Source organism: Micromonospora trifolii, from assembly GCF_022229005.1.
Taxonomy (GTDB): Bacteria; Actinomycetota; Actinomycetes; order Mycobacteriales; family Micromonosporaceae; genus Micromonospora; species Micromonospora trifolii.
The window spans coordinates 13,494-39,458 of record NZ_JAKKFD010000008.1; the positions used below are offsets into that span (position 1 = coordinate 13,494).

At 70.5% G+C, this 25,965-nt stretch carries 25 protein-coding genes and 2 tRNA genes; 17 read left to right on the forward strand and 10 right to left on the reverse strand.

Going from position 1 to position 25,965, the window contains the following annotated elements:
* Positions 1-9: 9 nt before the first annotated feature.
* Positions 10-237, reverse strand: a complete 228-nt coding sequence (locus NIE79_RS05430) for a hypothetical protein (protein ID WP_238677495.1) — start codon at positions 235-237, stop codon at positions 10-12.
* A gap of 125 nt (positions 238-362) precedes the next feature.
* Here NIE79_RS05430 and NIE79_RS05435 point away from each other — a divergent pair, with 125 nt between their 5' ends.
* A complete protein-coding gene (locus NIE79_RS05435) occupies positions 363-851 on the forward strand; it encodes a MarR family winged helix-turn-helix transcriptional regulator (RefSeq protein WP_238677496.1) in 489 nt (162 codons plus the stop codon).
* Here NIE79_RS05435 and NIE79_RS05440 read toward each other — a convergent pair.
* Entirely contained in the window at positions 836-1,390 is a 555-nt protein-coding gene (locus tag NIE79_RS05440) for a hypothetical protein (protein ID WP_238677497.1), read from the reverse strand. The genes NIE79_RS05435 and NIE79_RS05440 overlap by 16 nt on opposite strands.
* A 521-nt stretch (positions 1,391-1,911) precedes the next feature.
* Between NIE79_RS05440 and gyrB the strand changes: the two genes are divergently transcribed.
* The 6 genes from gyrB to NIE79_RS05470 all read left to right on the forward strand — a co-directional run bounded on the left by gyrB (position 1,912) and on the right by NIE79_RS05470 (position 7,943).
* Positions 1,912-3,858, forward strand: coding sequence for a DNA topoisomerase (ATP-hydrolyzing) subunit B (gene gyrB / locus NIE79_RS05445; protein ID WP_238677498.1), 1,947 nt, complete (start codon positions 1,912-1,914; stop codon positions 3,856-3,858).
* Between the two features lie 130 nt (positions 3,859-3,988).
* Positions 3,989-6,511, forward strand: coding sequence for a DNA gyrase subunit A (gene gyrA, locus NIE79_RS05450; protein ID WP_238677499.1), 2,523 nt, complete (start codon positions 3,989-3,991; stop codon positions 6,509-6,511).
* Positions 6,512-6,515: 4 nt separating this feature from the next.
* On the forward strand, positions 6,516-7,430 hold the full coding sequence (locus NIE79_RS05455; RefSeq protein WP_238677500.1) for a DUF3566 domain-containing protein: 915 nt from the start codon (positions 6,516-6,518) through the stop codon (positions 7,428-7,430).
* Positions 7,431-7,580: 150 nt separating this feature from the next.
* Positions 7,581-7,654 (forward strand) — tRNA-Ile (locus tag NIE79_RS05460).
* 42 nt (positions 7,655-7,696) lie between these two features.
* Positions 7,697-7,825: a DLW-39 family protein gene (locus tag NIE79_RS05465; RefSeq protein ID WP_209444550.1), complete on the forward strand. Its 129-nt coding sequence runs from the start codon at positions 7,697-7,699 to the stop codon at positions 7,823-7,825.
* 42 nt (positions 7,826-7,867) lie between these two features.
* Positions 7,868-7,943 (forward strand) — tRNA-Ala (locus NIE79_RS05470).
* Between the two features lie 162 nt (positions 7,944-8,105).
* On the opposite strand, the gene NIE79_RS05475 is transcribed toward NIE79_RS05470, so the two are convergent.
* The 3 genes from NIE79_RS05475 to NIE79_RS05485 all read right to left on the reverse strand — a co-directional run bounded on the left by NIE79_RS05475 (position 8,106) and on the right by NIE79_RS05485 (position 10,258).
* Positions 8,106-9,050 carry a hypothetical protein gene (locus NIE79_RS05475; protein WP_238677501.1) on the reverse strand — a complete coding sequence of 315 codons (945 nt, stop codon included), beginning with the start codon at positions 9,048-9,050 and terminating at the stop codon, positions 8,106-8,108.
* Positions 9,047-9,379 (reverse strand): PadR family transcriptional regulator, encoded by a 333-nt coding sequence (locus NIE79_RS05480; RefSeq protein WP_238677502.1) that lies wholly within the window; start codon positions 9,377-9,379, stop codon positions 9,047-9,049. The genes NIE79_RS05475 and NIE79_RS05480 overlap by 4 nt, the downstream gene beginning before the upstream one ends.
* A 120-nt stretch (positions 9,380-9,499) precedes the next feature.
* Positions 9,500-10,258: a TetR/AcrR family transcriptional regulator gene (locus NIE79_RS05485; protein ID WP_238677503.1), complete on the reverse strand. Its 759-nt coding sequence runs from the start codon at positions 10,256-10,258 to the stop codon at positions 9,500-9,502.
* A 109-nt stretch (positions 10,259-10,367) separates the two neighbouring features.
* Between NIE79_RS05485 and NIE79_RS05490 the strand changes: the two genes are divergently transcribed.
* Positions 10,368-11,567, forward strand: coding sequence for a DUF418 domain-containing protein (locus NIE79_RS05490; protein WP_238677504.1), 1,200 nt, complete (start codon positions 10,368-10,370; stop codon positions 11,565-11,567).
* Between the two features lie 82 nt (positions 11,568-11,649).
* Here NIE79_RS05490 and NIE79_RS05495 read toward each other — a convergent pair whose 3' ends face one another.
* Positions 11,650-16,119, reverse strand: coding sequence for a cation-translocating P-type ATPase (locus NIE79_RS05495; protein ID WP_238677624.1), 4,470 nt, complete (start codon positions 16,117-16,119; stop codon positions 11,650-11,652).
* Between the two features lie 218 nt (positions 16,120-16,337).
* Between NIE79_RS05495 and NIE79_RS05500 the strand changes: the two genes are divergently transcribed.
* From NIE79_RS05500 to NIE79_RS05525, 6 genes are all read left to right on the forward strand, one after another.
* Positions 16,338-16,598, forward strand: coding sequence for a hypothetical protein (locus NIE79_RS05500; RefSeq protein ID WP_238677505.1), 261 nt, complete (start codon positions 16,338-16,340; stop codon positions 16,596-16,598).
* Positions 16,599-16,657: 59 nt separating this feature from the next.
* Positions 16,658-18,046, forward strand: coding sequence for an MFS transporter (locus NIE79_RS05505; protein ID WP_238677506.1), 1,389 nt, complete (start codon positions 16,658-16,660; stop codon positions 18,044-18,046).
* Between the two features lie 51 nt (positions 18,047-18,097).
* Entirely contained in the window at positions 18,098-18,751 is a 654-nt protein-coding gene (locus NIE79_RS05510) for a GAP family protein (RefSeq protein WP_238677507.1), read from the forward strand.
* 219 nt (positions 18,752-18,970) lie between these two features.
* On the forward strand, positions 18,971-19,168 hold the full coding sequence (locus tag NIE79_RS05515; protein WP_238677508.1) for a hypothetical protein: 198 nt from the start codon (positions 18,971-18,973) through the stop codon (positions 19,166-19,168).
* A gap of 37 nt (positions 19,169-19,205) precedes the next feature.
* Positions 19,206-19,400: a hypothetical protein gene (locus NIE79_RS05520; protein WP_030331904.1), complete on the forward strand. Its 195-nt coding sequence runs from the start codon at positions 19,206-19,208 to the stop codon at positions 19,398-19,400.
* A 95-nt stretch (positions 19,401-19,495) separates the two neighbouring features.
* A complete protein-coding gene (locus NIE79_RS05525) occupies positions 19,496-20,044 on the forward strand; it encodes a YbaK/EbsC family protein (protein ID WP_238677509.1) in 549 nt (182 codons plus the stop codon).
* Positions 20,045-20,118: 74 nt separating this feature from the next.
* On the opposite strand, the gene NIE79_RS05530 is transcribed toward NIE79_RS05525, so the two are convergent.
* Genes NIE79_RS05530 through NIE79_RS05545 form a run of 4 tightly spaced genes read right to left on the reverse strand, consistent with a single transcriptional unit; the run spans position 20,119 to position 23,497 of the window.
* Complete coding sequence (locus NIE79_RS05530) at positions 20,119-20,760, reverse strand: DsbA family oxidoreductase (protein WP_238677510.1); 642 nt, start codon at positions 20,758-20,760, stop codon at positions 20,119-20,121.
* Positions 20,761-20,780: 20 nt separating this feature from the next.
* A complete protein-coding gene (locus tag NIE79_RS05535; protein ID WP_238677511.1) occupies positions 20,781-21,209 on the reverse strand; it encodes a SufE family protein in 429 nt (142 codons plus the stop codon).
* A 35-nt stretch (positions 21,210-21,244) separates the two neighbouring features.
* Positions 21,245-21,670 (reverse strand): CBS domain-containing protein, encoded by a 426-nt coding sequence (locus tag NIE79_RS05540; protein WP_030487636.1) that lies wholly within the window; start codon positions 21,668-21,670, stop codon positions 21,245-21,247.
* A gap of 57 nt (positions 21,671-21,727) precedes the next feature.
* Positions 21,728-23,497 carry a proline--tRNA ligase gene (locus tag NIE79_RS05545; RefSeq protein WP_238677512.1) on the reverse strand — a complete coding sequence of 590 codons (1,770 nt, stop codon included), beginning with the start codon at positions 23,495-23,497 and terminating at the stop codon, positions 21,728-21,730.
* A 324-nt stretch (positions 23,498-23,821) separates the two neighbouring features.
* Here NIE79_RS05545 and NIE79_RS05550 point away from each other — a divergent pair, with 324 nt between their 5' ends.
* The 3 genes from NIE79_RS05550 to NIE79_RS05560 are packed head-to-tail and all read left to right on the forward strand — an operon-like array spanning position 23,822 to position 25,960.
* Entirely contained in the window at positions 23,822-24,589 is a 768-nt protein-coding gene (locus tag NIE79_RS05550; protein WP_238677513.1) for an SGNH/GDSL hydrolase family protein, read from the forward strand.
* Between the two features lie 2 nt (positions 24,590-24,591).
* Positions 24,592-25,038 carry an imidazolonepropionase-like domain-containing protein gene (locus NIE79_RS05555; RefSeq protein WP_238677514.1) on the forward strand — a complete coding sequence of 149 codons (447 nt, stop codon included), beginning with the start codon at positions 24,592-24,594 and terminating at the stop codon, positions 25,036-25,038.
* A 19-nt stretch (positions 25,039-25,057) separates the two neighbouring features.
* Positions 25,058-25,960, forward strand: a complete 903-nt coding sequence (locus NIE79_RS05560) for a sulfurtransferase (protein ID WP_238677515.1) — start codon at positions 25,058-25,060, stop codon at positions 25,958-25,960.
* The last annotated feature ends 5 nt before the right edge of the window (positions 25,961-25,965 follow it).

Genomic DNA, 25,965 nt, shown 5'->3' on the forward strand with positions numbered 1-25,965 from the left:
GCCGGCCGTTCAGCCCCGCCGGTCGGCTGCGCGGGCTGCCCGCTTGCGTTCCCGCTGCTCCCGGGTGAAGCGCTTGCGTTCGGCCAGGTCGCGTTTCCACGCCTCGCGGGCCTCGGCGGATCCGCCCTGCACCGCGCCCTGCACGCCCTCGGCCGGGCCGGCGAGGTGCCGGAAGGCCCAACGCATCAGTCGGCCACCCTCGCCCGGGGCCCTGGTGATCGCGCCGTCCTCGCTCATCTGCCGCCCTCTTCCCCGCGTCGCCTCGCCGGTTCTCGCCCGTCGCACGAGCATACCTTTGGGGCACCAATGGTTGGTGTACCAATGATCGGTACGATAGTCACCGTGCGGAGAGAGGGCAACCGATGAGCGAACGTCCGGACGGCGTCGACCCGCTGGCCCTGGAGCAGCAGGTCTGCTTCGCCCTCTCGGTCGCGGCGCGCAGCGTGGTGGCCGTCTACCGGCCCCTGCTCGAACCAATGGGGCTGACCCACCCGCAGTACCTGGTGATGTTGGCGCTCTGGCAGCACGCGCCACTGTCCGGTCGCGACCTCAGTCGCCTGCTCCAGCTCGACCCGGGCACGCTGTCACCCCTGCTCAAGCGGCTGGAGACGGCCGGCTACCTGCGCCGGGAACGGGACCCGAGCGACGAACGCAGCCTCGCCGTCACCCTCACCGCCAGCGGTGCCGCGCTGCGGAGTCAGGCCGAGCTGATCCCGGCCGCGATCGTGCAGCGGCTCGGGCTGCCCGTCGAGGACCTGCAACACCTGCACGGGGTGCTCACGCAGCTGATCTCGGCCGCCAACCGGCCGGCCGCCTCGGAGACCGACGCGGCGACTCAGGCGTCGGCGTAGACGGCGAACCCGCGCTCGGCGCAGCGCCGGTAGAACGCGGCCAGCACGCCCAACTCGGCGCAGGTGAAGTTCCACTGCGGCGGGTCACCGCGCTCGTCGCGCAGCGCGTCGAGCCGACTCTCCAGCCAGCGCAACTGCTGCTCGGCCAACCGACCGTCGCCGAGCAGGGAGCGCAGCACCGTGCTCACCGACTCGAAGGTGACCGACTCGCCGGTCGCGCGGTGCGCGGCCACGAACCGCTCGATGCCGCTCGCGATCCAGGAGCAGCCGTCCGGGTCGATCACCGGGTCCTCGTCCTCGGCGGCGGCGTCTGTGGCGTACAACACACCTTCGAGGCCGAGCAGCAGATCCACCAACTCGGTGTACGCCGTCGCCCGGATGGTGCCGGTCTTCGCGATCAGCTCCGCCAGCGCCGCTGTCGGCGCGGAGATGCGCGGCAGATCGACGATCTCGCCGAAGTCGACGAACTCGGCCGGCGCGACCGGATCGTAGAAGCGGCCGGTCCGCGGCCAGTGCACCGCGACGTTGTCCAGCCCCATCTGTCACCTCTTAAAGAGCACGTGTCGGGTCGATCGGGTCGATCGTCCCGGTTCCAACCGGTAAAGATCAAGGCTGGTTCCGGGGCGCCGCAAACGTACGGCACTGACGCTTTGGCCGCGACCCCCGACCCGCCCGACCGCGGGTCAACCCGTTCGGGGGCGGCGCGTGCGATGGGGGCCTGGCGTGTGGGGGGAGTCGTGGGCGGCGGCGTTCTGCCGGCTATGGACTTCTCAGCCGCCTCTCTGAGGGTGCCGAGTGGTGGTTCTGTCCCCCGGGCACAGTAGGATTGACAACGAGACGAAGACCCGGTGCGGGAGTGGGACGGGGCCGGTGGCCCCAGATTCATTCTCCACGTCGGGTCGAGCCGATCGCGATCCGCGGGCAACCGCGGCGACCGGCGCGTTCGACCCGCTGTCCGGAGGTCTCCGGTGCCGGTCCACGCGCCGACGTCGCGTCCTGTCCGCCGAACCCGCGCCCGACGCGCCCTAGCGGCGCGGCTGACGCGAGAAAGTGGCCGAGGGTGGCAGCGCAGGACAAGCAGGAGTACGGCGCAGAGTCGATCACCGTTCTCGAGGGGCTGGAGGCGGTTCGCAAGCGGCCCGGTATGTACATCGGGTCCACCGGCGAGCGCGGTCTGCACCACCTCGTCTGGGAGGTCGTCGACAACGCTGTCGACGAGGCGCTGGCTGGATACTGCGACACCATCGACGTGGTGCTGCTCGCCGACGGCGGCGTCCGGGTCACCGACAACGGCCGTGGTTTCCCCGTCGACCTTCACCCGAAGCTCAAGAAGCCGGGTGTCGAGGTCGCGTTGACCATCCTGCACGCGGGTGGCAAGTTCGACGGCAAGGCGTACGCGGTCTCCGGCGGTCTGCACGGCGTCGGTGTCTCAGTGGTGAACGCGCTCTCCACCAAGATGTTCGTCGAGATCCACAAGTCCGGCTCGGTGTGGCGACAGCACTACACCAACTCCAAGCCCGGCTCACTGGAGAAGGGCGAGACCACCGACCGCACCGGCTCGGCGGTCTCCTTCTGGCCCGACCCCGACGTCTTCGAGACCGTCGACTTCGACTTCCAGACCATCTACCGGCGCCTGCAGGAGATGGCCTTCCTCAACCGTGCCCTCCGCATCCACCTGCTCGACGAGCGGGTGGCGGAGGAGGAGGACGGCCGGCAGCGCGAGGTCACCTTCTATTACGAGGGCGGCATCGCGGACTTCGTCCGGCACCTCAACGCCTCGAAGAGCCCGATCCACAAGACAGTGGTCGAGTTCGAGGCCGAAGAGGAGGGCATGTCCCTCGAGATCGCCATGCAGTGGAACGAGTCGTACGGCGAGTCGGTCTACACCTTCGCCAACACGATCAACACCCACGAGGGCGGCACCCACGAGGAGGGCTTCCGGTCCGCGCTGACCAGCGTGGTCAACCGGTACGGCACCGACAAGAAGCTGCTCAAGGGCGACGAGAAGCTCTCCGGCGAGGACATCCGCGAAGGGCTCGCGGCGATCATCTCGGTCAAGCTGGCCAACCCGCAGTTCGAGGGTCAGACCAAGACCAAGCTGGGCAACACCCCGGTGAAGAGCTTCGTGCAGCGGGTCTGCAACGACCGGCTGGTCGACTGGTTCGACCGCAACCCGGCCGAGGCCAAGATGATCATCACGAAGGCCTCCCAGGCGGCGCGGGCCCGGATCGCCGCGCAGCAGGCGCGCAAGCTGGCCCGGCGCAAGTCGCTGCTGGAGTCCGGCTCGATGCCGGGCAAGCTGGCCGACTGCCAGTCGACCGACCCCCGCGAGTCCGAGGTGTTCATCGTCGAGGGTGACTCGGCCGGCGGCTCGGCCAAGCAGGGTCGCGACCCACGCACCCAGGCGATCCTGCCGATCCGCGGCAAGATCCTCAACGTGGAGAAGGCCCGGATCGACCGGGTGCTGAAGAACAACGAGGTCCAGGCGCTGATCACCGCGCTGGGCACCGGCATCCACGACGACTTCGACATGGAGAAGCTGCGGTACCACAAGGTGGTGCTGATGGCCGACGCGGACGTCGACGGCCAGCACATCCAGACGCTGCTGCTCACCCTGCTGTTCCGCTTCATGCGTCCGCTTGTCGAGATGGGCAACGTCTACCTGGCCGCCCCGCCGCTCTACAAGATCAAGTGGAACAAGAAGGGCGACGACGCCCAGTACGCGTACTCCGACCGCGAGCGGGACGGTCTGATCGCGCTGCGCCAGCAGAAGAAGCCGAACGCCAAGCCGGACGACATTCAGCGCTTCAAGGGCCTCGGCGAGATGAACTATCCCGAGCTGTGGGAAACCACTATGAACCCGGCGACGCGTACCCTGCGCCAGGTCACTCTCGACGACGCGGCGACCGCCGACGAGTTGTTCAGTGTGCTGATGGGTGAGGACGTCGAGGCGCGCCGGTCGTTCATCCAGCGCAACGCCAAGGACGTGCGGTTCCTGGACATCTGACGGACTGCGCCGGATCGGCCGGGCATCGCCCGGCCGATCCGGCGGTCCACAGAGTTATCCACAGCTTGGCCGGTATCCACAGCCGTTATCCACAGCACGAAAACGACTCTGAGTCTGATAAGGGTATACAGTGACCGATTCTCCCGAGTCCACACCGAACGAGCCCGAGGTCCCCGCCGAAGCCATCGCCGCGGTGGTCGCGCACGACCGGATCGAACCGGTCGGGCTCGAGGTGGAGATGCAGCGCTCCTACCTCGACTACGCGATGAGCGTCATCGTCGGTCGCGCGCTGCCGGACGTCCGGGACGGCCTCAAGCCGGTCCACCGCAAGATCCTCTACGCGATGTTCGACTCCGGCTACCGTCCGGACCGCGGCTACGTGAAGTGCTCCCGCGTCGTTGGCGACGTGATGGGTCAGTTCCACCCGCACGGCGACTCGTCGATCTACGACGCGCTGGTCCGGATGGCGCAGCCCTGGTCGCTGCGTTACCCGCTGGTCGACGGCAACGGCAACTTCGGCTCGCCCGGTAACGATCCGGCTGCGGCGATGCGATACACCGAGTGCAAGCTCGACCCCCTCGCCATGGAGATGCTGCGGGACATCGACGAGGACACCGTCGAACTGCAGAACAACTACGACGGTCGGGCCAAGGAGCCCACGATCCTGCCGTCGCGGATCCCCAACCTGCTGCTGAACGGCTCCGAGGGCATCGCGGTCGGCATGGCGACCAAGATCCCGCCGCACAACCTGCGGGAGATCGGCGCGGCGGTCCAGTGGTGCCTGGAGCACCCCGAGGAGGACGAGGAGGCCACCCTCGAGGCGTTGCTCGGCATCGTAAAGGGTCCGGACTTCCCGACCCACGGTCTGATCGTCGGCACCACAGCGATCCAGGACGCGTACCGCACCGGTCGCGGCTCGATCCGGATGCGCGCCGTGGTGGAGGTCGAGGAGGACAAGCGGGGCCGCCCCTGCCTGGTCGTCAGCGAGCTGCCCTACCAGGTCAACCCGGATAACCTCGCCGAGCGGATCGCCGAGCTGATCAAGGAGGGCAAGCTCGCCGGAATCGCGGACATCCGCGACGAGTCCTCCGGGCGTACCGGCATGCGCATCGTGCTGGTGCTCAAGCGCGACGCCGTCGCGAAGGTCGTGTTGAACAACCTCTACAAGCACACCCAGCTCCAGGAGACCTTCGGCGCCAACATGCTGGCCCTGGTCGACGGGGTGCCGCGCACGCTCAACCTGGCGCAGTTCATCCGCTACTACGTCGAGCACCAGATCGACGTGATCCGCCGGCGGACCGCGTTCCGGCTGCGCAAGGCCGAGGAGCGGGCGCACATCCTGCGCGGTCTGGGTAAGGCGCTGGACGCGTTGGACGAGGTGATCGCGCTGATCCGGCGCTCGCCGACGGTGGACGACGCCCGGCAGGGCCTGATCCGGCTGCTGGATATCGACGAGATCCAGGCGACAGCGATCCTCGACATGCAGCTGCGCCGGCTCGCCGCGTTGGAGCGGCAGCGGATCGTGGACGACCTGGCCAAGCTCGAGATCGAGATCGCCGATCTCAAGGACATCCTCGCCAAGCCGGAGCGGCAGCGGAGGATCATCTCGGAGGAGCTCGGCGAGATCGTCACCAAGTGGGGCGACGACCGGCGGACGCAGATCATCCCGTTCGACGGCGAGGTCTCGATGGAGGACCTCATCGCCCGCGAGGACGTGGTCGTCACGATCACCCGTACCGGGTACGCCAAGCGGACCAAGGTGGATCTGTACCGCTCCCAGCGGCGCGGCGGTAAGGGCGTCAGTGGCGCCACGCTGCGGCAGGACGACATCGTCAGCCACTTCTTCGTCTGCTCGACCCACGACTGGATCTTGTTCTTGACGAACAAGGGCCGCGTCTACCGGGCCAAGGCGTACGAGTTGCCGGAGGCCAGTAGGGTAGCCAAGGGCCAACACGTGGCCAATCTGCTCGCCTTCCTACCCGACGAGCAGATCGCGCAGATCATTGAGATCCCGAACTACCAGGTAGCCCCCTATCTGGTACTGGCCACGAAGAACGGCCTGGTGAAGAAGACGCGGCTCGAGGAGTTCGACTCCAACCGTTCCGGCGGCATCATCGCGATCAACCTGCGCGATGAGGACGAGCTGGTCGGTGCTGCGCTGGTTGCGCCGGAGAACGACCTGCTGCTGGTCTCGAAGAAGGCACAGGCGATCCGGTTCAACGCTTCGGACGAGGCGTTGCGGCCGATGGGCCGGGCCACCTCGGGCGTCATCGGCATGCGCTTCACGGACGACGACGTCCTGCTCGCCATGGAAGTCGTGCGGGAAGGTTTGGACGTCCTGGTGGCCACGAACGGGGGATACGCGAAGCGCACCCCGATCGAGGAATACCCGGTGCAGGGCCGGGGAGGTAAGGGCGTGTTGACTGCAAAGATCACCGAACGGCGCGGTGGTCTGGTTGGCGCGGTGGTGATCGATCCGGACGACGAACTGTTCGCGATCACCAGCAACGGTGGTGTCATTCGGACTCCGGTGAAGCCTGTACGGCGTACGCGTGACCGGAACACAATGGGGGTCAAGCTGATGGACCTCCCGGACGGCGTGACTATCGTGGCGATTGCTCGCAATGCCGACGAGCCTGACGAACAGGACTAGTTGAATGACGGAGACACAGGCGAAGTCGGGGAACACGGGGACCTCGGCCAAACCGGTCGACGAGGAGGCCGCCAAGGGCGGCACACCAGCGACCGGCCGCGCGGCCGTGGGCCGGGCGACGGTCCCCGCCGACGCGCCTGCCCCGAAGTTCACCAGGGCTCCCGGAATGACACCCCCGCCGGAGCAGCCGGGCGACGACGGCGAGTCCGGCGACAAGACCGAGACGCCCAGCGCCGAGACGCCGACGTCGGCCGCCGCCAATCCTCCGGGTCCGGCGGCGGCACCTTCGGCACGTCCGGCGACCACCCAGCCGATCGGTCTGCGGGCCGGTCAGGCGACGTCAACCGGGTCCACCGGCACCCAGCCGCGGATCACACCCGGGATGACCCAGCCGCAGCCGGACGCGGCGCGGGCGGCCGCCGCTGCCGGCCGGCCGGCCAGCGGCGGTGGCCTGCCACCGGGGATCGGCAACGCGTCCGCCGTCGGGGCAGCCCGAGTCGGTGACGCGGTGCGTTCGGCGCGTACGTCGGTCAGTTCGGCCGCCTCCCGCGGACCGCGTCGGGCCCGGCTGAACCTCAAGCGGATCGACCCCTGGTCCGTGATGAAGTTCGCATTCGCGGTGTCGGTGGTGCTCTTCATCGTCGTGGTGGTCGCGACCTCGGTGCTCTACCTGGCGCTGGACGCGATGGGTGTGTTCCAGAGCGTCAACGAGAGCCTGAGTGACCTGGTCAACGCCGGCGGTGGGCAGAGCACCAGCGGCTTCCAGATCACCGCCAAGGGCGTGATTCTCAGCTCGGCGCTGATCGGTCTGGTCAACGTTGTGCTGTTCACCGCTCTGGCCACCCTGGGCGCGTTCGTCTACAACGTCTGCGCCGACCTGGTCGGCGGGATCGAGCTGACCCTCGCCGAGCGGGACTGAGTGACCGGGACGCCGGGGCACCGCGGAAAGCGGTCGCTCCGGCGTCCCGTACTCGGGTAGGTTTTGCAGGCGGCGACGGTCTGGCTCGCAAGCGCGGACCCCGATTTGGGGCCGGCGGAGCGGATGGGTTAATCTTGCTCGTCGCAACGCGGGGCTATAGCTCAGTCGGTTAGAGCGCAGAGCTGATAACTCTGAGGTCGATGGTTCGATTCCATCTAGCCCCACCGCATGTCGTCCGACGGTAGTCGAGCGCGAGGGGTCGCCCCATGTTCAAGAAGCTGCTGATTCTGGCTGGCGTCGTCGGTGTGGCCGCCGTCGTGTTCAACAAGATCAAGGCGTCGAACGACGAGCGTGCCCTGTGGCACGAGGCGACCACCGCGCCCGACCTCCGCTGACGTTCGGCCCGGCGACGAGCGATAGTCGCCGCAGCCACTCACGGGGCCCTAGCTCAACTGGCAGAGCACTGCCTTTGCAAGGCAGGGGTTAGGGGTTCGAGTCCCCTGGGCTCCACCAGCATTCTCCTCGGTTGACCTCGGTCCCGAGTACAGCCAAGTGATCACGCTGGCCCCCACCTCCACCGCGAGTCCGGGCGAAGCCGTTCCACGATGTGCGGACTCACGGCGGAGATGGGCTTCAGGCGGGGCCGAGGACGGCATCGATGTGGCGCAGGGCCTGCTAGGTGCGGGCCTGGCGGCGGAGGCCGAGGGTGCCGGCGGTCAGCAGGGCGATGGCACCGATGACTACCGTCCAGAACCACGTGGCTCCGAGAACCTCGGGTTGCCCCCAGGCGCCCAGGGCTCTGAGCGACAGCATGGCGATGATCAGTGGGATGAGAAGCACCGCGGCCGCGATGGTCGCCCGGGCGTCGACGGCAACCCAGAGCAGGAAACCAGCCATGACGACGACAGTGGCCCCCGGCTGCAGGCCAATCGTCACGTCGTAATCAGTGGGCAGCAGAAACACCGCCACCGGCACGGCGGACAGCCAGGCCACAGGCCGCCGTGTGCCTGACGCCGGCCAAATGATCAACGGCACGATCAACAGCACGGCGAGCGGCAGTGGCCAGAGGGTCGAGTCAGTCATGGCGTCGTCGCGGATGAGCTCAATGGGAGGGTAGTGGCGCTCACCGGTGACGTTGTCCACGCCGACCAGGACGAGGCGCAGAACGACCAGCGCGGCGGCGAGCGCGCTAAGCGTGGCCAGTAGGCCCAGGACGTATCGGCCGCCGGCTACCGCGACGACCGCCAAGGCGGCGATGACGGTTACCAGTGGATAGATGAGCTCAGGCGGATAGTCCACGCCGTCCCTGACCATGCGGGGGAGGACCCTCCCGGTCTCGGCCAGGCTACCGGCCGTGGCATAGACCAGCAGGAGGAGCACAGCCAGGCGCAGCGACCCACGAAGCCCACGGCTTGTCGAACGCGCGTCATGCGTCCTGGCGCGGGTCTGCAATCCCCGCAGTACCAGCATCGCCCCCTCCCGCGCCGTCGGGCGCCGCTGATCGGGGCCGGCTGCCTCCATGAGAGTGCCGATCATTTCAGCGCCGCGCTCACGCCGGTAACGCTTCGGGTACGCGCACAGCAGCAGCCGGTATCGCGCCTCAAGGGCCTCCTGACTCATGCCGGCCTCACCGCCCGAACGCGCAGAGCCGGCCGGTCGATCACGACGCGCGCAGCCTGAATCATCCGATCGGCCTCGGTGCGAAGCACGGCAACGCCCTCGTCCGTGAGGTTGTAGTAGCGCCGTGCCCGACCGTTGACCACCTCCTCGTCGACGACGCGGAGAAGCCCTTCGGTGCTGAGCCGGTCGAGTGCCGCATAGAGAGTGCCGGCCGCCATGCGTACCCGACCGCCCGACAACTCCTCGGCGCGCTTGATGATCGCGTACCCGTGCAGTGGGCCGTCCATCAGCGCGGCGAGCGCAAAGTAGCTCTGTTCGCGGATAGTCATGACAGCATCATACTCAGTCAAGATGAGCATGGCTAGGCTGCGTGGCAGGGTGAGAGCAGGGCTGCCCTATCGCCGCAGGGTCAGGCGGGGTCCGGCCCTGACCAGAGCACGTGCGTGGCTTCAGGTGTTGGAGCGCGCGATGCGGACGGCGATGCCGTCGAGGATCAACTCCAGCCCGAGTGAGAAGTCCGCGTCGGCGATCGCCGCGTCGGGGGTGGTGGACGGCGGCGCCTCGAACAGCGTCGAGGAGAACAGCCTGGCTGCCTCGGGGAAGCGGTCGGGGTTGACGAGTCGCGCCAGCGCCCGGCCGTAGTCGCGTTCGGCGTCGGCCTGACCCTGGCCTTCGGCCCTGCCCTCGGCGAGTTCGCTGAACTGCCGTACCGACTGGACCACATAGCCGCTGATCAGTGACATCGCGCCGATCTTGTGCGCCCAGTCCAGGAGGGTGCCGGACATGATCGCCAGCGCGGCCTCCATCCAGGCGATCTGGTGCGGCCCGGACGGCGGTCCGGCGACGGGCACGCGCGTCAACCACGGCCGACGCTGAAGCACCGCGCGGTGCGCGAAGGCCCACCTGCGCAGCCCTTCCCGCCAGTCGGGGGCAGCGATGTCCGGCGGTGGGCCTAGGGCGGCGTCGGCCATGAGGGTGAGCAACTCGTCCTTGGAGCCGACGTGCCGGTAGAGCGACATGCTCGTGAAGCCGAGGCTCTTGGCGACCTTGGGAAGCGTGACGCCGTCGAGACCGTCACGGTCGGCGATCCCTACAGCCGCAGCGACGACCGCCTTGACGTCGAGGGAAGCGGGCCGTCCGAGACGCGACGACTCTGACATTCCCCACAGCCGGCGCAGCGGCGCCGGAACGAAATCATCGCTGGTCATGGGCTCCCACGTTCGCCCCGGAAGGTTACGTCTACATCATGACAGACAGCATTAGTATATGCCTGATACTTTATCTTCGAAACTATAGCCGAGTTACGGGGAGACGTCCATGAGCATTGACACCGCACCGCGGACTTCGAGAGGGCCGGTGCTGCGCGCCGAGCGTGCCCTCGCGCCGGACCTGGCCCGGGGAGCGATGCTGCTGATCATCGCGCTGGCCAACGTCGCCGGAGTCGTCTTCGCCGGAGAGCCCGGCCTCGACGTCACGCCGGAAGGCGTCGACCGTGGCCTCAACTTCCTGCTCTTCGAACTCGTCCATGCCCGCGGCTATCCGGTCTTCGCCGTGATGTTCGGCTACGGGCTCGTCCAGCTCGCCCGCCGCCAGGACGCCTCCGGCGCCACTCCGAAGCGAGTCCGCTCGGTGTTGTTGCGTCGTAACCTCTGGCTCGTCGTGTTCGGGTTCGCGCACGCCGCGTTGCTGTACTACGGCGACTTTCTCGGGGCGTACGGGATCGTCGGGATCGCGATGACAGTGTTGCTGCTGCGCCGCGGCGACAAGTTCCACCGCGTCGTGCTTGTCCTCTGGGCACTGTCGGCGGTCGAGGTGCTGGCCATCGGCGCCATGGTGGTGAGCGGCATGCTCGGAGGGTCAGGCGGGTCGGCGCCGCTGCCGTCGGGTCACGTCGACTCCCTCGCCGCACCCGGTTACGGCGCGGCCATGCTGGATCGTCTCGGCGAGTGGCCGGGGCACACGCTGACCGTCCTGCCCTTCATCATGATCGCCTGGCTGGGCATGTGGGCCGCCCGCCGTCGGATCCTCGAAGAGCCGGCTCGGCACCGGGCCCTGCTCACCTGGACCGCAGCGCTCGGCCTCGGCGTCGCCGTCGCCGGAGGCCTCCCGGCAGCTCTGGTCAGTGCCGGATGGCTGCACGTCGACGAGTCGGCCGCCAGCCTGATGATGCTGCTGCACGGGGCGAGCGGCATGTTCGCCGGACCGGGTTACGTGGCCGTCTTCGGCCTGATCGCCATTCGGGCCAACAGATCCGGCACCGTCGTCGGCGCTCTCTCCGCCCTGGGCCAGCGGTCCCTGTCGGGATACCTGTTCCAGTCGGTGGCCTGGCTCGTTCTCCTGGCACCCTTCACACTCGCCCTCGGCGACCGGTTCGGCAGCCCCACCGTGACCGGCCTGATCACCGCGGTGGCCGTCTGGCTCGCCACCGTCCTGATCGCCCGACAGCTCGACAAGCGCAAGCAGCCCGGCCCCGCCGAGATCGTCCTGCGGCGCCTGACCTACGGGCCACGGGCGTGATCGCCGCCGCATGAAACCGCCTCGGTGCCGGTGGGTCGGTAGACCCACCGGCACCGAGGAATGCGCTTCCTAGCCGATCTGGTCAGTCGGCGGAACCGCCGTCCGCCACCGGCTCGGCCTCGGATCCGGTCCGGTTGGGGCGGGCCTCCGGGAGGCGTTCCACCAACTTGGTGAGCGCGCCGTTGGCGAAGGTCGCGCCGAGCGCCGACCCGGCCCCGATGGTCCAGCCCACCGGCCCGAGCGGGGTACAGCCGAAGAACTGGCTCACCCCCGGCGTCTGCACCACCACGACCAGAACGCCCAGCGACGCAGCCGTGGAGGCCAGCACGGCCGGGCTGGTGCCGCCGGCCAGGATGGTCTGCCCGAGTTGGGTGCCGACCAGGGAGACCAGGGCGACAGTGCCGGCCCGCTGACGGCGTCCGGTGTAGCGGGCCAACGTCCACCCAGCGGTCGCGCCCAGCGTGGTGGCCGCTGCCCGTAGCCCGATCTCCCTGGTGAGGCTCTCGCCGAGCGCTGTGTCCGGGCCCTCGCGGAGGAGCGCGTCGGTGCGGTCCGACGCGGGTGGCCGGACCGCGATGGCCAGCGCCGGCGCCAGGTCGGTGAGCAGGTTGACCAGCAGCAGTTGTCGTCCGGTGAGCGCGGAGCGGCCGGTCGCTGCGGCGGTGAGCACACTGAACGCGATCTCGCCGAGGTTGCCGCCGACCAGGATGCTCAGCGCGTGCCGCACCGACGACCACATCGCCCGTCCCTCGATGAGGGTGGCGATGATGGTCTCCAGCCGGTCGTCGGTGACCACCAGGTCGGCTGCGGCGCGGGCGGCCGGGGTGCCCCGTTGGCCGAGGGCGATGCCGACGTCGGCCAGCCGGATCGCCGGTGCGTCGTTGGCGCCGTCGCCGGTCATCGCCACTGTCCGCCCGCACTTCTGCAACGCCTGGATGATCCGCACCTTGTGCGCCGGGGTGCAGCGGGCCACCACGTCGGTGTTGGCCAACCGCTCGGCGAGCGCGTCGTCGTCCAGTTGGTCGAGTTCCGCGGCGGTGACCACCCGCTGTTCGTCGTGTTCGCTGATGGTGGCGGCGATCGCCTCGGCGGTGGCCGGATGATCACCAGTGATCATGATGGTGTGCACGCCGGCCTGCCGGATCCGGCGTACCGCCGGGGCGGCGCTCTCCCGGACACCGTCCGCGAGGGCCAGGAAACCCACGAAGGTCAGCCCTCGAACGTCGGAGTCGGTCACCTTCGGGTGGTCGACCGGGCACTCCGCGACGGCCAGGATCCGGTTTCCCGCCCCGGCCCGGTCGGCGAGCATCCGCTCCAACTCCGCGCGACCGGCGTCGTCCAGCGGCTCCTGACGACCGTCGGTGCGCCGGGACGAACAGCGCGGCAGCACCGTCTCCGGAGCACCCTTGACGCTCAACAGCAGGTGACCGTCGGTCTGTCCGATGCTCGCGTGGTAGCCGCGGGACGGCTCGAACGGCAGCCCTCCGGCGGCCCGCCACCCGGCGGCACCGGTCTGCTCCACCACCCCGGCCTCGTCGGCACCCCGCCGGACCGCCCGGTCGGTCTGCAACGCCAACTCCTCCGGGTTCTTCGCGGCGGGGGTGGCCCGCAGCGCCGCGGCCAGCGTCATCCGGAGCCGGTCGTCCAACCGGTCCAACGGGGCGTACCGGTCGCCGACGCCGTCGCCGACCCCGGCGAGCAGCAGCTTGCCCTCGGTGAGGGTGCCGGTCTTGTCGAAGCAGAGCACGTCCACCCGGCCCAGCGCCTCGATCGTGCGCGGGTTGCGGACCAACGCACCGTGCTCGGCCAGCCGCCGGGCCGCGGCCAGTTGCGCCGCGCTGACCAGGAACGGCAGCCCCTCCGGCACCGACGCCACGGCGAGGTTCGCGGCGGTCGCCGCCGTTTCGGCCAGGGGTACGCCTCGAAGCAGGCCCGCGCCGGCCACCGCCACCGCGGAACCGGCGGCCAACGGAATGGCGGCGCTGGTCAACGCGCCGAGCCGAGCTTCCACTCCACTGGCCGGTGGGTCCTGCTTGACCAGCGCGAGGCTGCGACCGGATTCGGTGTCCGACCCGGTCGCCACCACCACGGCCGTGCCGTGCCCGGCGGCCACTGTGGTGCCCTCGTAGAGCATCGAGTGTCGATCGGCGATGGCGGCGGCGACCACTGGCCGGTTGGACTTGCCGACCGGCAGCGACTCACCGGTCAGCGACGACTCGTCGGCCTCCAGCCCCACCGACTCGAGCACCCGGCAGTCGGCGGGCACCGAGTCGCCCGGTTCGAGGGAGATGACGTCCCCGAGGACCAGGTCTTCGGCGGCGAGAACCTGCTCGGCACCGTCCCGCCGGACCCGGGCGGTCACGGCCGACCGCGACAGCAGATCCGCAAGTGACCTCTCCGTGTTGCGCTCGTGCACCGCCCCGATCAGGGCGGACCCACCGACCACGCTGCCCACCAGCGCCGCGTCGACCAGCGAGCCGAACGACGCGGAGAGCACAGCCCCGGCGGCCAGCACCGGCGTGAGCGGGTTGGACAACTCGTCCACGAAGGCACGCAGCAGCCCACCACTTCCGGGCGCGGCGGCGTTGCCATCGGAGCCGTGGCGTCGGCGCTGCGCCTCGGCGCTGGCCAGGCCGTCCGGGGTGGAGCGCAGGTGGTCGAGCACGGTGCCGACCGGCATCAGATGCCAGGCGGTTGCCACCGGTGCCGGGGTGTCCGACTGGTCGTGCAAACGGCGGGCCTGCCAGACCCCGTTGGCGAAGGCCAGTCCGGCCGCACCGTTGACGGCGACGAGCGCCCGGTGCGGCAGCTGGGCCGGTGGGGCGGTGAACGCGCCGAGCGCCCCGAGGCCGGTACCGGCCATGGCAAGCCGGATGTTCTGCTGGGCCGTGCGCCGGGCCACCCCGGTCGCCTCGATCACCAGCGCCACCACCCGCAGGTCGGCGCCGACCAGCAGGTGCGCGCCCCACGGCGGCAGCTCCTCCGGCGCGGCGAACCCGAGACCACAGTCGGACGCGCCGAGTGCCTTCCGGTCCGCGGAAACCAGCATCACCACCGCGCCGTCGCGCTGCAACGCGCGTACCGACTCGGCCAACTGGTCCCCGCCGGGGAGTATCGCGTCGGCGAAGCCGTACCGCTGCTCGTCGCCGCCGGCAACGAGCAGCCGCAGGCCGGCATGTCGGGCGGCGGCTGGCAGGCCGTCAACGCCGGGCGCGGGTTCCGGCTCGACCCGCAACAGGGCGGCGAGCCGGTCGCCGTGGGCGAGGCCCAGGAGGTGGCCGCCGGCGGAGCGCAGCCGGGCCGCGTCCGGAATGGCGTCCGGGTCGTTCGCGGGCATCCGGTCCAGCGGCCCGAGCCGCCAGCCGTCAGCCGAACGGGAAGCGGCCGGGTCGTCCGGGTCGAACAACGCGAAGGCCCGCTCGGCCACCTGGTCGACGTCCGCATCGGGCGCCGGTGCCAGATCGGCCAGTACGCCCCGGTCCGAGCCCAGCACCGCGGCGTCGAGCACGAGCGTGTCGATCCGGTCCAGTTCGCGCAGCACACTCCGATCCATCGCGATCACACCACGCCGGGCCAGCATCCGGCCGAGCTGGGCCGCGTACCCCTCGCGACCGCTGCCCGGTGCCTTCGGTAGCGCGGACAGGCCCAGCGCGGTGGCCCGCTTCGGCCCGGCGAACGGCATCGCCGCCGCGCCCGCGGCCGTACCCGCGGCGAGCATCCGGTTGATGTACCGCTCGACCGGGCCGTCCGGCTTCGGCCGCGGACGTTCGACCACCGGCCAGCGGGCGGTGGCCCGTTCCGCGTCGCCGGTCAGCCGCGGCTCGGCCTTCTCCCAGGCGGAGAGTTGGGCCCGATCCTCACTCCACTGCACGATCCGCTGCGCGCCGTCCAGGACGATCCCCGTCCAGCGGCCGGTCAAGCCCTGCACCACGGCCTCGGCCAGCGGAAACAGGATGTCGGCGCGCGGGTCGGAGCGCAGCCGCTTGCCGATGAACTGGTGCAGCTTCGGCTGAAGATCCACTGCGGAGAGCAGGCCGGCCACCTCACCGGGCAGCGGCGCGAACGGCAGGATCCGGGTGGCCGCCGAGATGGTCAGGCCCAGCGCGTCCGAGGCGAGCGCGCCGAGGGTGCGCGGGGTGCGCGGCCCTTCCTCCGGTGGGTGCGGCGGTGGGATCTCCGGGTCGGGCTCGTGGTCGCAGGTCCGCTCGATGCGGTCGATCGTGGCGATCAGGTCGCGCAACGTCGGCTCGGGGTCTTGGACGGCGACCACCACCCGACCGGAGGGTGCGTTGACCCGGGCCCAGGCCACCCCGGGCATCCGCTCCAGCGCGCCCTCCACCTGCCGGGCCAGCCGGTTGCCGCCGTCCTGGCACACACCGTGCACCTCGATGTGGTGCCGGCCCGGCCGGGACCAGACCCGACGCCGCGTCAGCCCGGCCGTCCGGGCCAGCCGGGTCGCGGTCGCGCTCACCGACCGGGACGCCTCGCCGACCAGGTGCGGCACGCCGAACGACGGCAGGATACGGCCGGCAGCGCGACCCGCCGCCGTCATCGAGGCGTACGGCTGGACGGGCGCCGGCCCGGCTCCCTGTTGCCGCTCGTCCTGACCTTCGCCATGTCGTCCTCCCACCGCACTCACGTCCGGCGGCCTGGCTTCCCGACCTGCCATCCGTTATGCCCCCCGGGTGGCGGAATTTTCCGCCGCCGCTGGCGCATGGACGGGGTGGGCCGTGGAACCCGACGACCATCACCGGACATGGGGAGGCCGGCATGAGCACGCTGACGCGACATCTGAACGGTTCACGGGAGAACGTCACGATGTACAGCCGGCGGGTGCAACTGCCGATGCTGGGTGAGGTGGCGGTGCCGCCACCGGACAAGGTCGTCTACTACGCCGGGCTCGGAGTGCTCGCCGCGCTACAGGTCATCGAGTGGCCGATCGCCGTGGTGATCACCGCTGGTCACCTGCTGGCAGACCAGCACTTCTCCGGACTGGTGCGCGGTGTCGGTGAGGCGCTGCTGGACGCCTGACGAGAGCTGGGTCACCGTACGGTTGACATGAATCCTGGTTGAAGTCGCATGCTCGGTCGATGCCGAGCACAGCCGTCACCGCCGCACCCGACGCACCGGGGCTGTTCGCACCCCGGCTGCGCGCGATGACTGTGGGCAGCGTCGCCTTGATCTCACTGCTCGCGTTCGAGGCGTTGGCGGTCGGTACGGCGATGCCGACCGTCGCGCGCAGCCTGGACGGGCTGGGGCTCTACGGGATCGCGTTCGGTGGCCCGTTCGCCACCGGTGTGCTGGCCATGGTGGTCTCCGGCATCTGGTGCGACGCCAGGGGTCCTCGGGGGCCGATGTGGCACGGCGTCGCCTGGTTCGTGGTCGGGTTGCTGATCGCCGGGACCGCCCCCGTGATGAGCGCACTGGTCGTCGGGCGGGTCGTCCAGGGCTTCGGCTCCGGACTGCTCTCGGTGGCGCTCTACGTGATCGTCGCGCAGGCGTACCCGCAGGAGCTGCACCGGCGGATCTTCGCGGCATTCGCGGCGGCGTGGGTCGTACCGTCACTGGTCGGGCCGGCGGTTGCCGGCCTGATCGTGGAGTACCTGGGCTGGCGGTGGGTCTTCCTGGCGGTGCCGGCGGTGGCCGTGCCGGCGGTGCTGCTGATCCATCCCGGCCTGCGGTCGCTGGGTCGGAGTGCGGCAACGAGCCCGCCGACGGGTGCTGCGGCACGGATCGGTTGGGCGTGTGGGGCTGCGGTGAGTGCTGCACTGCTGCACATCGGGGGACAGCAGCGCGGTACCACCGCGGTGGTGCTTGTCGCGTTCGCCGTGGTCGGCCTGTTGGTCTGTGCTCCGCGCCTGCTGCCGGCGGGTTTCCTCCGGGCCGCGCGAGGGTTGCCCACTGTGGTGGGGCTGCGTGGTCTGGCGTCGGCGGCCTTCGTCGGCGCCGAGGTGGTCATCCCGTTGATGCTCTCCCGGGAACGGGGCCTCTCGCCGACCGCGGCCGGGCTGGTGCTCACTGTCGGCGCGCTGGCGTGGTCGGCGGGCTCGTGGTTGCAGGGCCGGATCCCGGTGCCGGCGTCGCGGGCCAGCCTGCCGCGCGCCGGGTTGATCTGCATCACCGTCGGCACCGCCACTGTGGCGTTGGCCGTCCGACCCGAGCTGCCGGTGGCCGTCGCCGTGCTCGGTTGGGCGGTCGCCGGTCTGGGCATGGGGCTGCTCTATCCGTCGTTGTCGGTGCTCACCCTGGAGCTGTCCGCGCCGGGTGAGCAGGGCCGCAACAGCTCGTCGCTGCAACTGAGCGACTCCCTCTTCGCGGCGACAGTGCTCGCGCTGACCGGGGCCGTGTTGGCTGCGGGAAGTGCCCCGGGCCCGGCCAGTTACACGACGACGCTTGTGGTGACCGGGGGGTTGGCGCTGCTCGGGGCGCTGCTGGCCGGCCGGGTCGTGGTGGGCGGGGGTGTGCGACAAGCCGGGTGATCCGCTGATTCGGCCGCGTCCCACCTGCTCGTGCCGGAAGGATGGCGGGCGATGAACCTTCTGACCATCCTGCCGCTGGCCGTGGTCATGGTCGCCGGGACGCAGTTGGTGGTGGCGGTCTTCCTGGCCTCATCGGACCGGCCCCGGGCGGCGTCGCTGGGCTTCCTCGCCGGGGCAGGGCTGGTGGTCGCCGCCGGGGTGACGGTGGCCTGGTTGTTCACCCGCCTGGTGGGCGGAGTGGCCGCCGACGCCAGCGCCGTCGCCGGGAAGGTCGATCGCGGTCCCGTCATCGACCTGGTGGTGCTGGCCCTGCTGGTGTGTCTGGCCGTACTGATCTGGGTACGCCGGGACCGCTCCGGACCGCCGCGCTGGCTGGGCAGCATCGAGCACGCCGGTCCGGCGCGGGCGCTACGGCTGGGTGCGTTGCTCTTCGTGGCGACGCCCACCGACGACCTGACCATGGCCACCGTCGGGGCGAGTGTGGCCCGACACGATCTGCCGTGGTGGCACCTGGTGCCGTTCGTGCTGCTCACAGTGTTCCTGCTCGCGCTGCCTCTGCTGGCGTTGCTGCTGCTGGGAAGCAGGGCCTCGCGGGTGCTGACCCGGATGCGGGAGTGGGCCGAGGGGCACGCCTGGATCGTCAACGAGATCGTGATCGCATTCTTCGCGCTGCTCACCGCGTTGGACCTGATCCGGTCGGGGTGACCCGCCGCCCACCCCGTCACAGGATGCCGCGCCGTTTCGTCAGGGTCAGGTCAAGCGAGCGGGAGGATGAGATGAGGGTTCTGGTCACCGGGGCGTCCGGCAATCTGGGCCGCGCCGTGCTGGGCCGGTTGCGCGACGACGGGATCAGCGTCCGAGCTGCCAGCCGCCGGCCGCCCGCCGGCACCGCTGGGCGGCATCGAGGAGCTGGGCGGGCCGCAGGTGCTCCGCTTCGACGAGGCCGCCCGGGCGTGGCGAGCGGCCCGAGGCTCCCGCCAGCCGTTGCTGCCGGTACGGATTCCCGGCCGACTCGGTCGCGAGCTGCGCGCCGGTGGTCTGGTCACCGAGGCGCTGCCCCGGGGCGTGCGCACCTGGGCCGACCACCTGGCCGACACGTACGGGGGAACCGGCCGGAAATGAGAGCAACAACGGTTCACGTTCGTCTTACGGTGACGCCATGTTCGCTGTCGTCACCACTGTGATCCTCTACGTCTTCGGCTTCGTCTTCCTCTACGGCGTGATCCGGCTGGGTGTCCGGCACGCCTTCGAGGATCTGGAGTTGCAACGGGCCAAGGCCCAGCGCGAGGAGGAGTTGGCGGCTGCCCGCGACCGCTCCTTCATGCGCGACAACGCTTTCCTCGCCGGCAGTTGAGCGCCGGATCGATCCGGCCCGGGCCGGTGGCGTCGCCGGGCGGTCGGGGAGCCGCCGGGCGGTTCAGCGTCGCGGATGCGAGGATCGCACCCGTGATGGGAACGCTGAAGACCGAACCGGCCCGCGCCCGCCTGGATCTGCTCGCCCCGCCGGTTGCGGAGGCCATCGCGCAGTGGCCGGCCGACGCGCCGGTGGACGTCAACGACGTGCTGGTCGCACCGATCGACGCCGACCTCGCCGACACCGCGGCGTTCTGCGCGGCGTACGAGGTGGGGATGGACGTGTCGGCCAACTGTGTCGTGGTGGCGGGCAAGCGCGAGGGCGTGGTCCGCTACGCGGCCTGCATCGTCCTGGCCACCACGCGCGCCGACGTGAACGGTGTGGCCCGCCGGGCGTTGGACGTCCGCAAGGCGAGCTTCGCCCCGATGACCGACGCTGTCGAGTTGACCGGCATGGAGTACGGCGGCATCACCCCGATCGGGCTGCCGGCGCAGTGGCCGATCCTTGTGGACGCGCGGGTCGTCGCCACACCGCACGTGATCGTCGGGTCCGGCGTACGGCATAGCAAGATCGCGCTGCCGGGGCCGGCGTTGGGCGCGCTGCCCGGTGCCCAGGTGGTGGAAGGGCTGGCCAGGCCCGCCTGACCAGGCATCGGCATCGATGTTGTTGCACGTGAAACATCGTGATCATCGATGCCGGACGCCCGGCCGTCAGTGACTCAGTGTGAGTGGGCGGCCGACTCGCGCTGCTCGACCTCGGCGAGCGCGGCGAGCAACGTCTGCACCTCCTGCGCGCCGGAGACCGCGTACTTTCCGGCCAGCACGAAGGTCGGCACGCTGGTGATGCCCAGGTCGCGGGCGGCGGCCAGGCCGGCAGCGACGTCGGCGACGCGCTCGTTGGAGTCGAGGAACCGGCGCGCGTCGGCCGCGTCCAGGCCGATCTCGCCGGCCAGGGTGGCCAGCGCCTCCCGCGACCCGACGTCGACCCCGTTGTTGAAGTGCGCCTGGTACAGCGCCTCCACCATCTCGGCCGCCCTGCCCTGGTCGGTCGCCCAGGAGACCAGCCGGTGCGCGTCGAAGGTGTTGGCGATCACCGCGCGGTCGTAGTCGAGCTGCAGCCCGTCGGCCGCCGCGACCTGGGTCACGTGGTCGACCATCTGCCGGGCGCGCTCCGGGCCGCCGAACTTGCCGGCCAGCGCCTGCACCAGTGGCAGGGGCTGCGGGACCGGCGAGGGGTCGAGCTGGAACGGTCGGTAGCGGACCGTCACCTCGCCCTCGTAGCTGGCCAGGGCCTCATCCAGGCGGCGCTTGCCGATGTAGCACCACGGGCAGATGACGTCCGCGTAGATCTCGATCTCCATGATCGGTGGCAACCTCGCGGTCAGGCGAGTTGTTCCCGGATCTGCCGCTTGAGACGGCCCAGGATCGCCGTGCCGCCGCGGATCCGCAGCGGGCTGATCGCCTGCGCCAGCCCCATTCGCTGGTAGAGGTCGTCCGGCACAGCCAGCACCTGCTCGGCGCTCGCCCCCGCCAGCCCCTCGGCGAGGATCCCGGCGAACGCCCGGGTGGTGGGCGCCTCCGGCGGGCAGTCGAAGAGCGTCTCCACTGTGCCTTCCGGGGTCACCCGGGCGCGCAGGAAGAACGCCGTCTGACACTCGGGCACCTGCTCCATGCCCTCGCGCTCCGCAGTGCCCTCCGGCAGCGCCGGGAGCACGTCCGAGTACTCCAGGAGCAGCTCCAGCACCAGGTCTCGCGGCGCGGCGGCGAACTCGTCGACGATCTCGGCCAGTCGGGCCGGCATGTCAGCCATGCGTCGAGGCTACCGCCGTCGTGTGGGGGCCTCGGTCACACGGTGGGCGACTGCTCGCTGATCTCGCTGAGCGCGCTCGTGGGGTCGAGCTGCATGGCCAGGTCGCCGAGCGAGACGATCCCCACCAGCTTGCGGTCGCTGTCACAGACCAGCACCCGTCGGATGCCCCGATCCCGCATGAGCGCCGCCGCCTCACCCGCCGTGCAGTGCTGCTCGATCATGACGACCTCGCGGGTGACTATCGAACCGATGGTGGTGGCCGCCGGGGAGCTGTTCTCCGCCACGGCCCGCACCACGATGTCCCGGTCGGTGAGCATGCCGGCGAGGCTGGCGCCGTCGGTGACCACCACGTCACCGATGTCGGCCTCCTTCATCACTCTGGCCGCCTCGTCCAGGGTGGTCTCGGCCGGCAGGTACACGACCTGCTTGGTCATCACGTCACTGACCCGGTAACCGGTCATGAGAGCCTCCGAAGACGTTTCCACCCGATCCGACAGCACTACCCAGTGACGCGGCAGCTACACCAGGCTTGCACGAACCTGGCGCACCTCGTGGACGAGTCGCTCCACCACACCATCCAGCGGCAGCTCCGTGCGCCCGTCGCCGGCCCGCTCGCGCAGCTCGACGTACCCGTCGGCGAGTCGGCGGCCGACCACGACGGCCCGGGGGATGCCGATGAGCTCGGCGTCGGTGAACTTGACCCCGGCCGAGACGTGCGTGCGGTCGTCGACCAGCACCCGCAGGCCGGCGGCGGCGAGACGCCCACCGAGCTCCAGCGCCGCGTCGAGCTGCGGGCCCTTGCCCGCAACCACCAGGTGTACGTCACACGGCGCGATGGCCGCCGGCCAGACCAGGCCCCGGTCGTCGTGGTGCTGCTCGGCGACTGCCGCCACCGCCCGGGAAACCCCGATGCCGTAGCAGCCCATTGTCGGCCGGACCGGCTTGCCGGCCGGCCCGAGCACGTCGACCGCGAAGGCGTCGGTGAAGCGGCGGCCGAGCTGGAAGATGTGCCCGATCTCGATGCCCCGCCGGATGGTCAGCTCGCCCGCCTCGCACTCCGGGCAGGGGTCGCCGGCGCGGACGTCGGCAGCCTCGATGGTGCCGTCGGGTGTGAAGTCCCGTCCGCACACCACGTCGGTGGCGTGTCGGCCCGGCTCGTTCGCCCCGGTCAGCCAGGTCGACCCGGCCACCACCCGAGGATCGACCAGGTAACGGATGCCCAGCTTGTCGAGCAGTTGCGGTGCGATGTAGCCGCGAACCAACTCCGGATGGTCGGCCCAATCCTCGAAGACTGTCACCTGTGCGGGGTGCAGTGCGGCGCCGACCCGCTTCAGGTCGACCTCCCGGTCACCGGGCAGCCCGACGACCAGGGGCTCGGCCCGGTCGGCGCCCGGCTGACGGACGGACAGCACGACGTTCTTCAGGGTGTCGGCGGCGGTCCAGCCGTCCCGACCGCCCAACCGACGGGCGTTGGCCAGCTCCACCAGGCTCGCGATCGTCGGGGTCTCCGGAGTGTCGTGCACCTCGACTGCCGGCTGCGTGCTCGGGTCACCGGCGCTCGGCGCCCGGGTGGCCACCGCCTCCGTGTTCGCCGCGTAGTCGCAGGAGGTGCAGCCGACGAAGGTGTCCTCGCCGACCGGCGTCGCCGCCAGGAACTCCTCCGACGCGGAGCCGCCCATCGCGCCGGACATCGCGTGCACCACCGCGTAGTCCAGCCCCAACCGGTCGAAGATCCGCCGGTACGCGGCCCGATGCCGCCCGTACGCCTCCCGCAGCCCCTCCTCGTCCAGGTCGAAGGAGTACGCGTCCTTCATCAGGAACTCCCGGCCGCGCAGCAACCCGGCACGCGGCCGAGCCTCGTCGCGGAACTTCGTCTGCACCTGGAACAGCGTCACCGGGAAGTCCCGGTACGAGGTGAACAGGTCCTTGACCAGTAGCGCTGCCATCTCCTCGTGGGTGGGCGCCAACAGGTGCTCGGCGCCGCGCCGGTCGGCGAGGGTGAAGATGTCGTCGCCGTACTCCGTCCACCGCCCGCTGGTGCGGTACGGCTCGGCGGGCAGCAGCGCCGGAAAGTGCACCTCCTGGTCGCCGATCGCCATCAGCTCGGCCCGCACCACCTCGGTGATCCGATCCAGCACCAGCTTGCCCAGCGGCAGCCAGGTGTAGCCGCCCGGTGCGGCCCGACGGATGTAGCCGGCGCGCAGCAGCAGCCGGTGGCTCGGCACCTCCGCGTCGGCCGGATCCTCGCGCAGGGTCCGCAGCAACAGGGTCGACATGCGTAGCAGCATCCGCGCAGCCTAGAGCGGGCGTGCCCGGCGCGGCGATCCAATTCGCTCCGAGGTGGACCGGATGAAGGTCGCTGAGCAGGCCGAGCCGCCGAGCCTGACCGACCGGTATGCCCGACGTCGCTGATGCCTGTGAGTCATCGCAATGACTCACAGGCATCACGCTCATCAGAACAGCGTCGGCCGGCCGGAGGCCCAACCCGCGGTTGCACCGGACGATCCGGCCCGCCAATGACCTGCGACACGTCGGCAGATCGGGGCACCATGTGCTGCCTCTCCGGTGACAGACTGGTCGCCGCAGGCAACGAAGGCGTGAGGGGGGCGCGGGTGCGCTGGGGCAGCTTTGTCGCGGTCGGGGACAGCTTCACCGAGGGTATGGACGACGCGTACCCGGACGGTACCTACCGGGGCTGGGCGGATCTGGTGGCGACCCGGCTCGCCGCCGACGCGGGCCCCGACTTCCGGTACGCCAACCTGGCCATCCGGGGCCGGCTCTTCCCCAGCGTGGTCGCCGAGCAGGTGCCCTCCGCCGTGGCGATGAAGCCGGATCTGATCAGTTTCGCGGCCGGTGGCAACGACGTGTTGCGGCGCACCTTCGACCCGGACACCCTGGTCGCCCGCTTCGACGAGGTCGTTCGGCAACTGCGCTCCGGCGGCGCCGACGTCCTCCTCTTCCGGTTCGCGGACGTGATGGCCCGACTGCCCGGCCAACGCCTCGTCGCCCCCCGGGTGCAGTTGCTCAACCATGCGGTCGGTGAGACCGCCGAGCGGCACGGCGCCATCATGGTCGACCTGTACGCCGACGACACGTTCCTCAACCCGATGCTCTGGAGCACCGACCGGCTGCACCTTTCCCCGGCCGGGCATCGCCGGGTCGCCGGGCAGGTGTTGAACGCCCTCGGGGTCGGTTGTGACGAGGAGTGGCTGATGGTTCCGCCGCACCCGTCGCCGTCGCCGTGGCTGGCCGCCCGCGCTTCCGACCTGCGGTGGGCCGGTCAGTACCTCGCCCCCTGGGTGAAGCGGCGGTTGACCGGTCGGTCGTCCGGCGACACGGTGACGGCGAAGCGCCCGCAACTCGGCCCGCTCGTCGACTGAGCGTGCTGACCCTGCACACGGCGGCCCTGCTGCGCCGCGACCCGGACGGCGAGCCGGTGCCCGAGCACGCCGTGCTGATCAGTGGCGACCGGATCGAGGCCGTCGGCCCGCTGGCCGAGCTGAGTTCCGCGTACGCGGGTGCCCGGGTTCGCCGCTGGCCCGGCACGCTGGGGCCGGGTCTGCTGCACGATCGTCCGCTGCCGCCCGCGCCAACCCCGCGCGAACGGGTGCACGCGCTGCTCCGCACCGGGGTGACGGCGGTGCTGGCCGAACACCTGGCCGATCCCACCCTGCGGGCCGCCGCCGAGCGCAGTGACCTGCTGGTGCTGGCCACCGCCGTGGCGCCGACGCTGCGGCCGGCCGGGCGGGCCGACCTCGCGGTACACGGCGACGACGGGTCCTGCCTGGTGACAGTCGTCGCTGGTCGGATCGCCCACCGCCGCGCCTGAACGGCGTACCTTGGGGATCATGTCTGTGCCGAACGATCCCGATCCCCGCCTCCAGTCGTACGCGGACCCGCAGCGGCTGGTCACCACCGAGTGGCTGGCCGAGCATCTGGGCGACGAGGGCCTCGTCGTCGTCGAATCCGACGAGGACGTGCTGCTCTACGAGTCCGGCCACATTCCCGGTGCGGTAAAGGTCGACTGGCATCTGGAGCTGAACGACCAGGTGACCCGGGACTACCTGGACGCCAAGAGCTTCGCCGAGATGTGTGCCGCGAAGGGCATCGGCCGGGGCGACACCGTCGTCTTCTACGGCGACAACTACAACTGGTGGGCCGCGTACGCCCTCTGGGTCTTCTCGCTCTTCGGCCACGTCGATGTGCGACTGCTCGACGGCGGCCGGCAGAAGTGGATCGCCGAGGGGCGCGAGGTGACCCGCGACAAGCCGGCTCGCCCGCGCGCCGACTATCCGGTGCCGCTCCGCGACGACGCCCCGCTGCGGGCCTTCCGCGAGCAGGTCATGGCGCACATCGCCTCCGGCCGGCCGCTGGTCGACGTCCGGTCGCCTGGTGAGTACACCGGCGAGATGCTGCACATGCCGGACTACCCGCAGGAGGGTGCGCTGCGCGGCGGGCACATCCCGGGCGCGGTCAGCAAGCCGTGGAAGTCCGCAGCCAACGAGGACGGCACGTTCAAGTCCGCCGACGAGCTGAAGGCGATCTACGCCGACCAGCTTGGGCTGAGCCCCGACGACGACGTGATCGCGTACTGCCGGATCGGCGAGCGGTCCAGCCACACCTGGTTCGTGCTGCGGCACCTGTTGGGCTACCCGCAGGTGCGCAACTACGACGGCTCGTGGACCGAGTGGGGCAACCTGGTCCGGGCGCCAGTCGTTCAGGGTGACCAGCCCGGCGGCCTGGCCGTCTGAGCGGT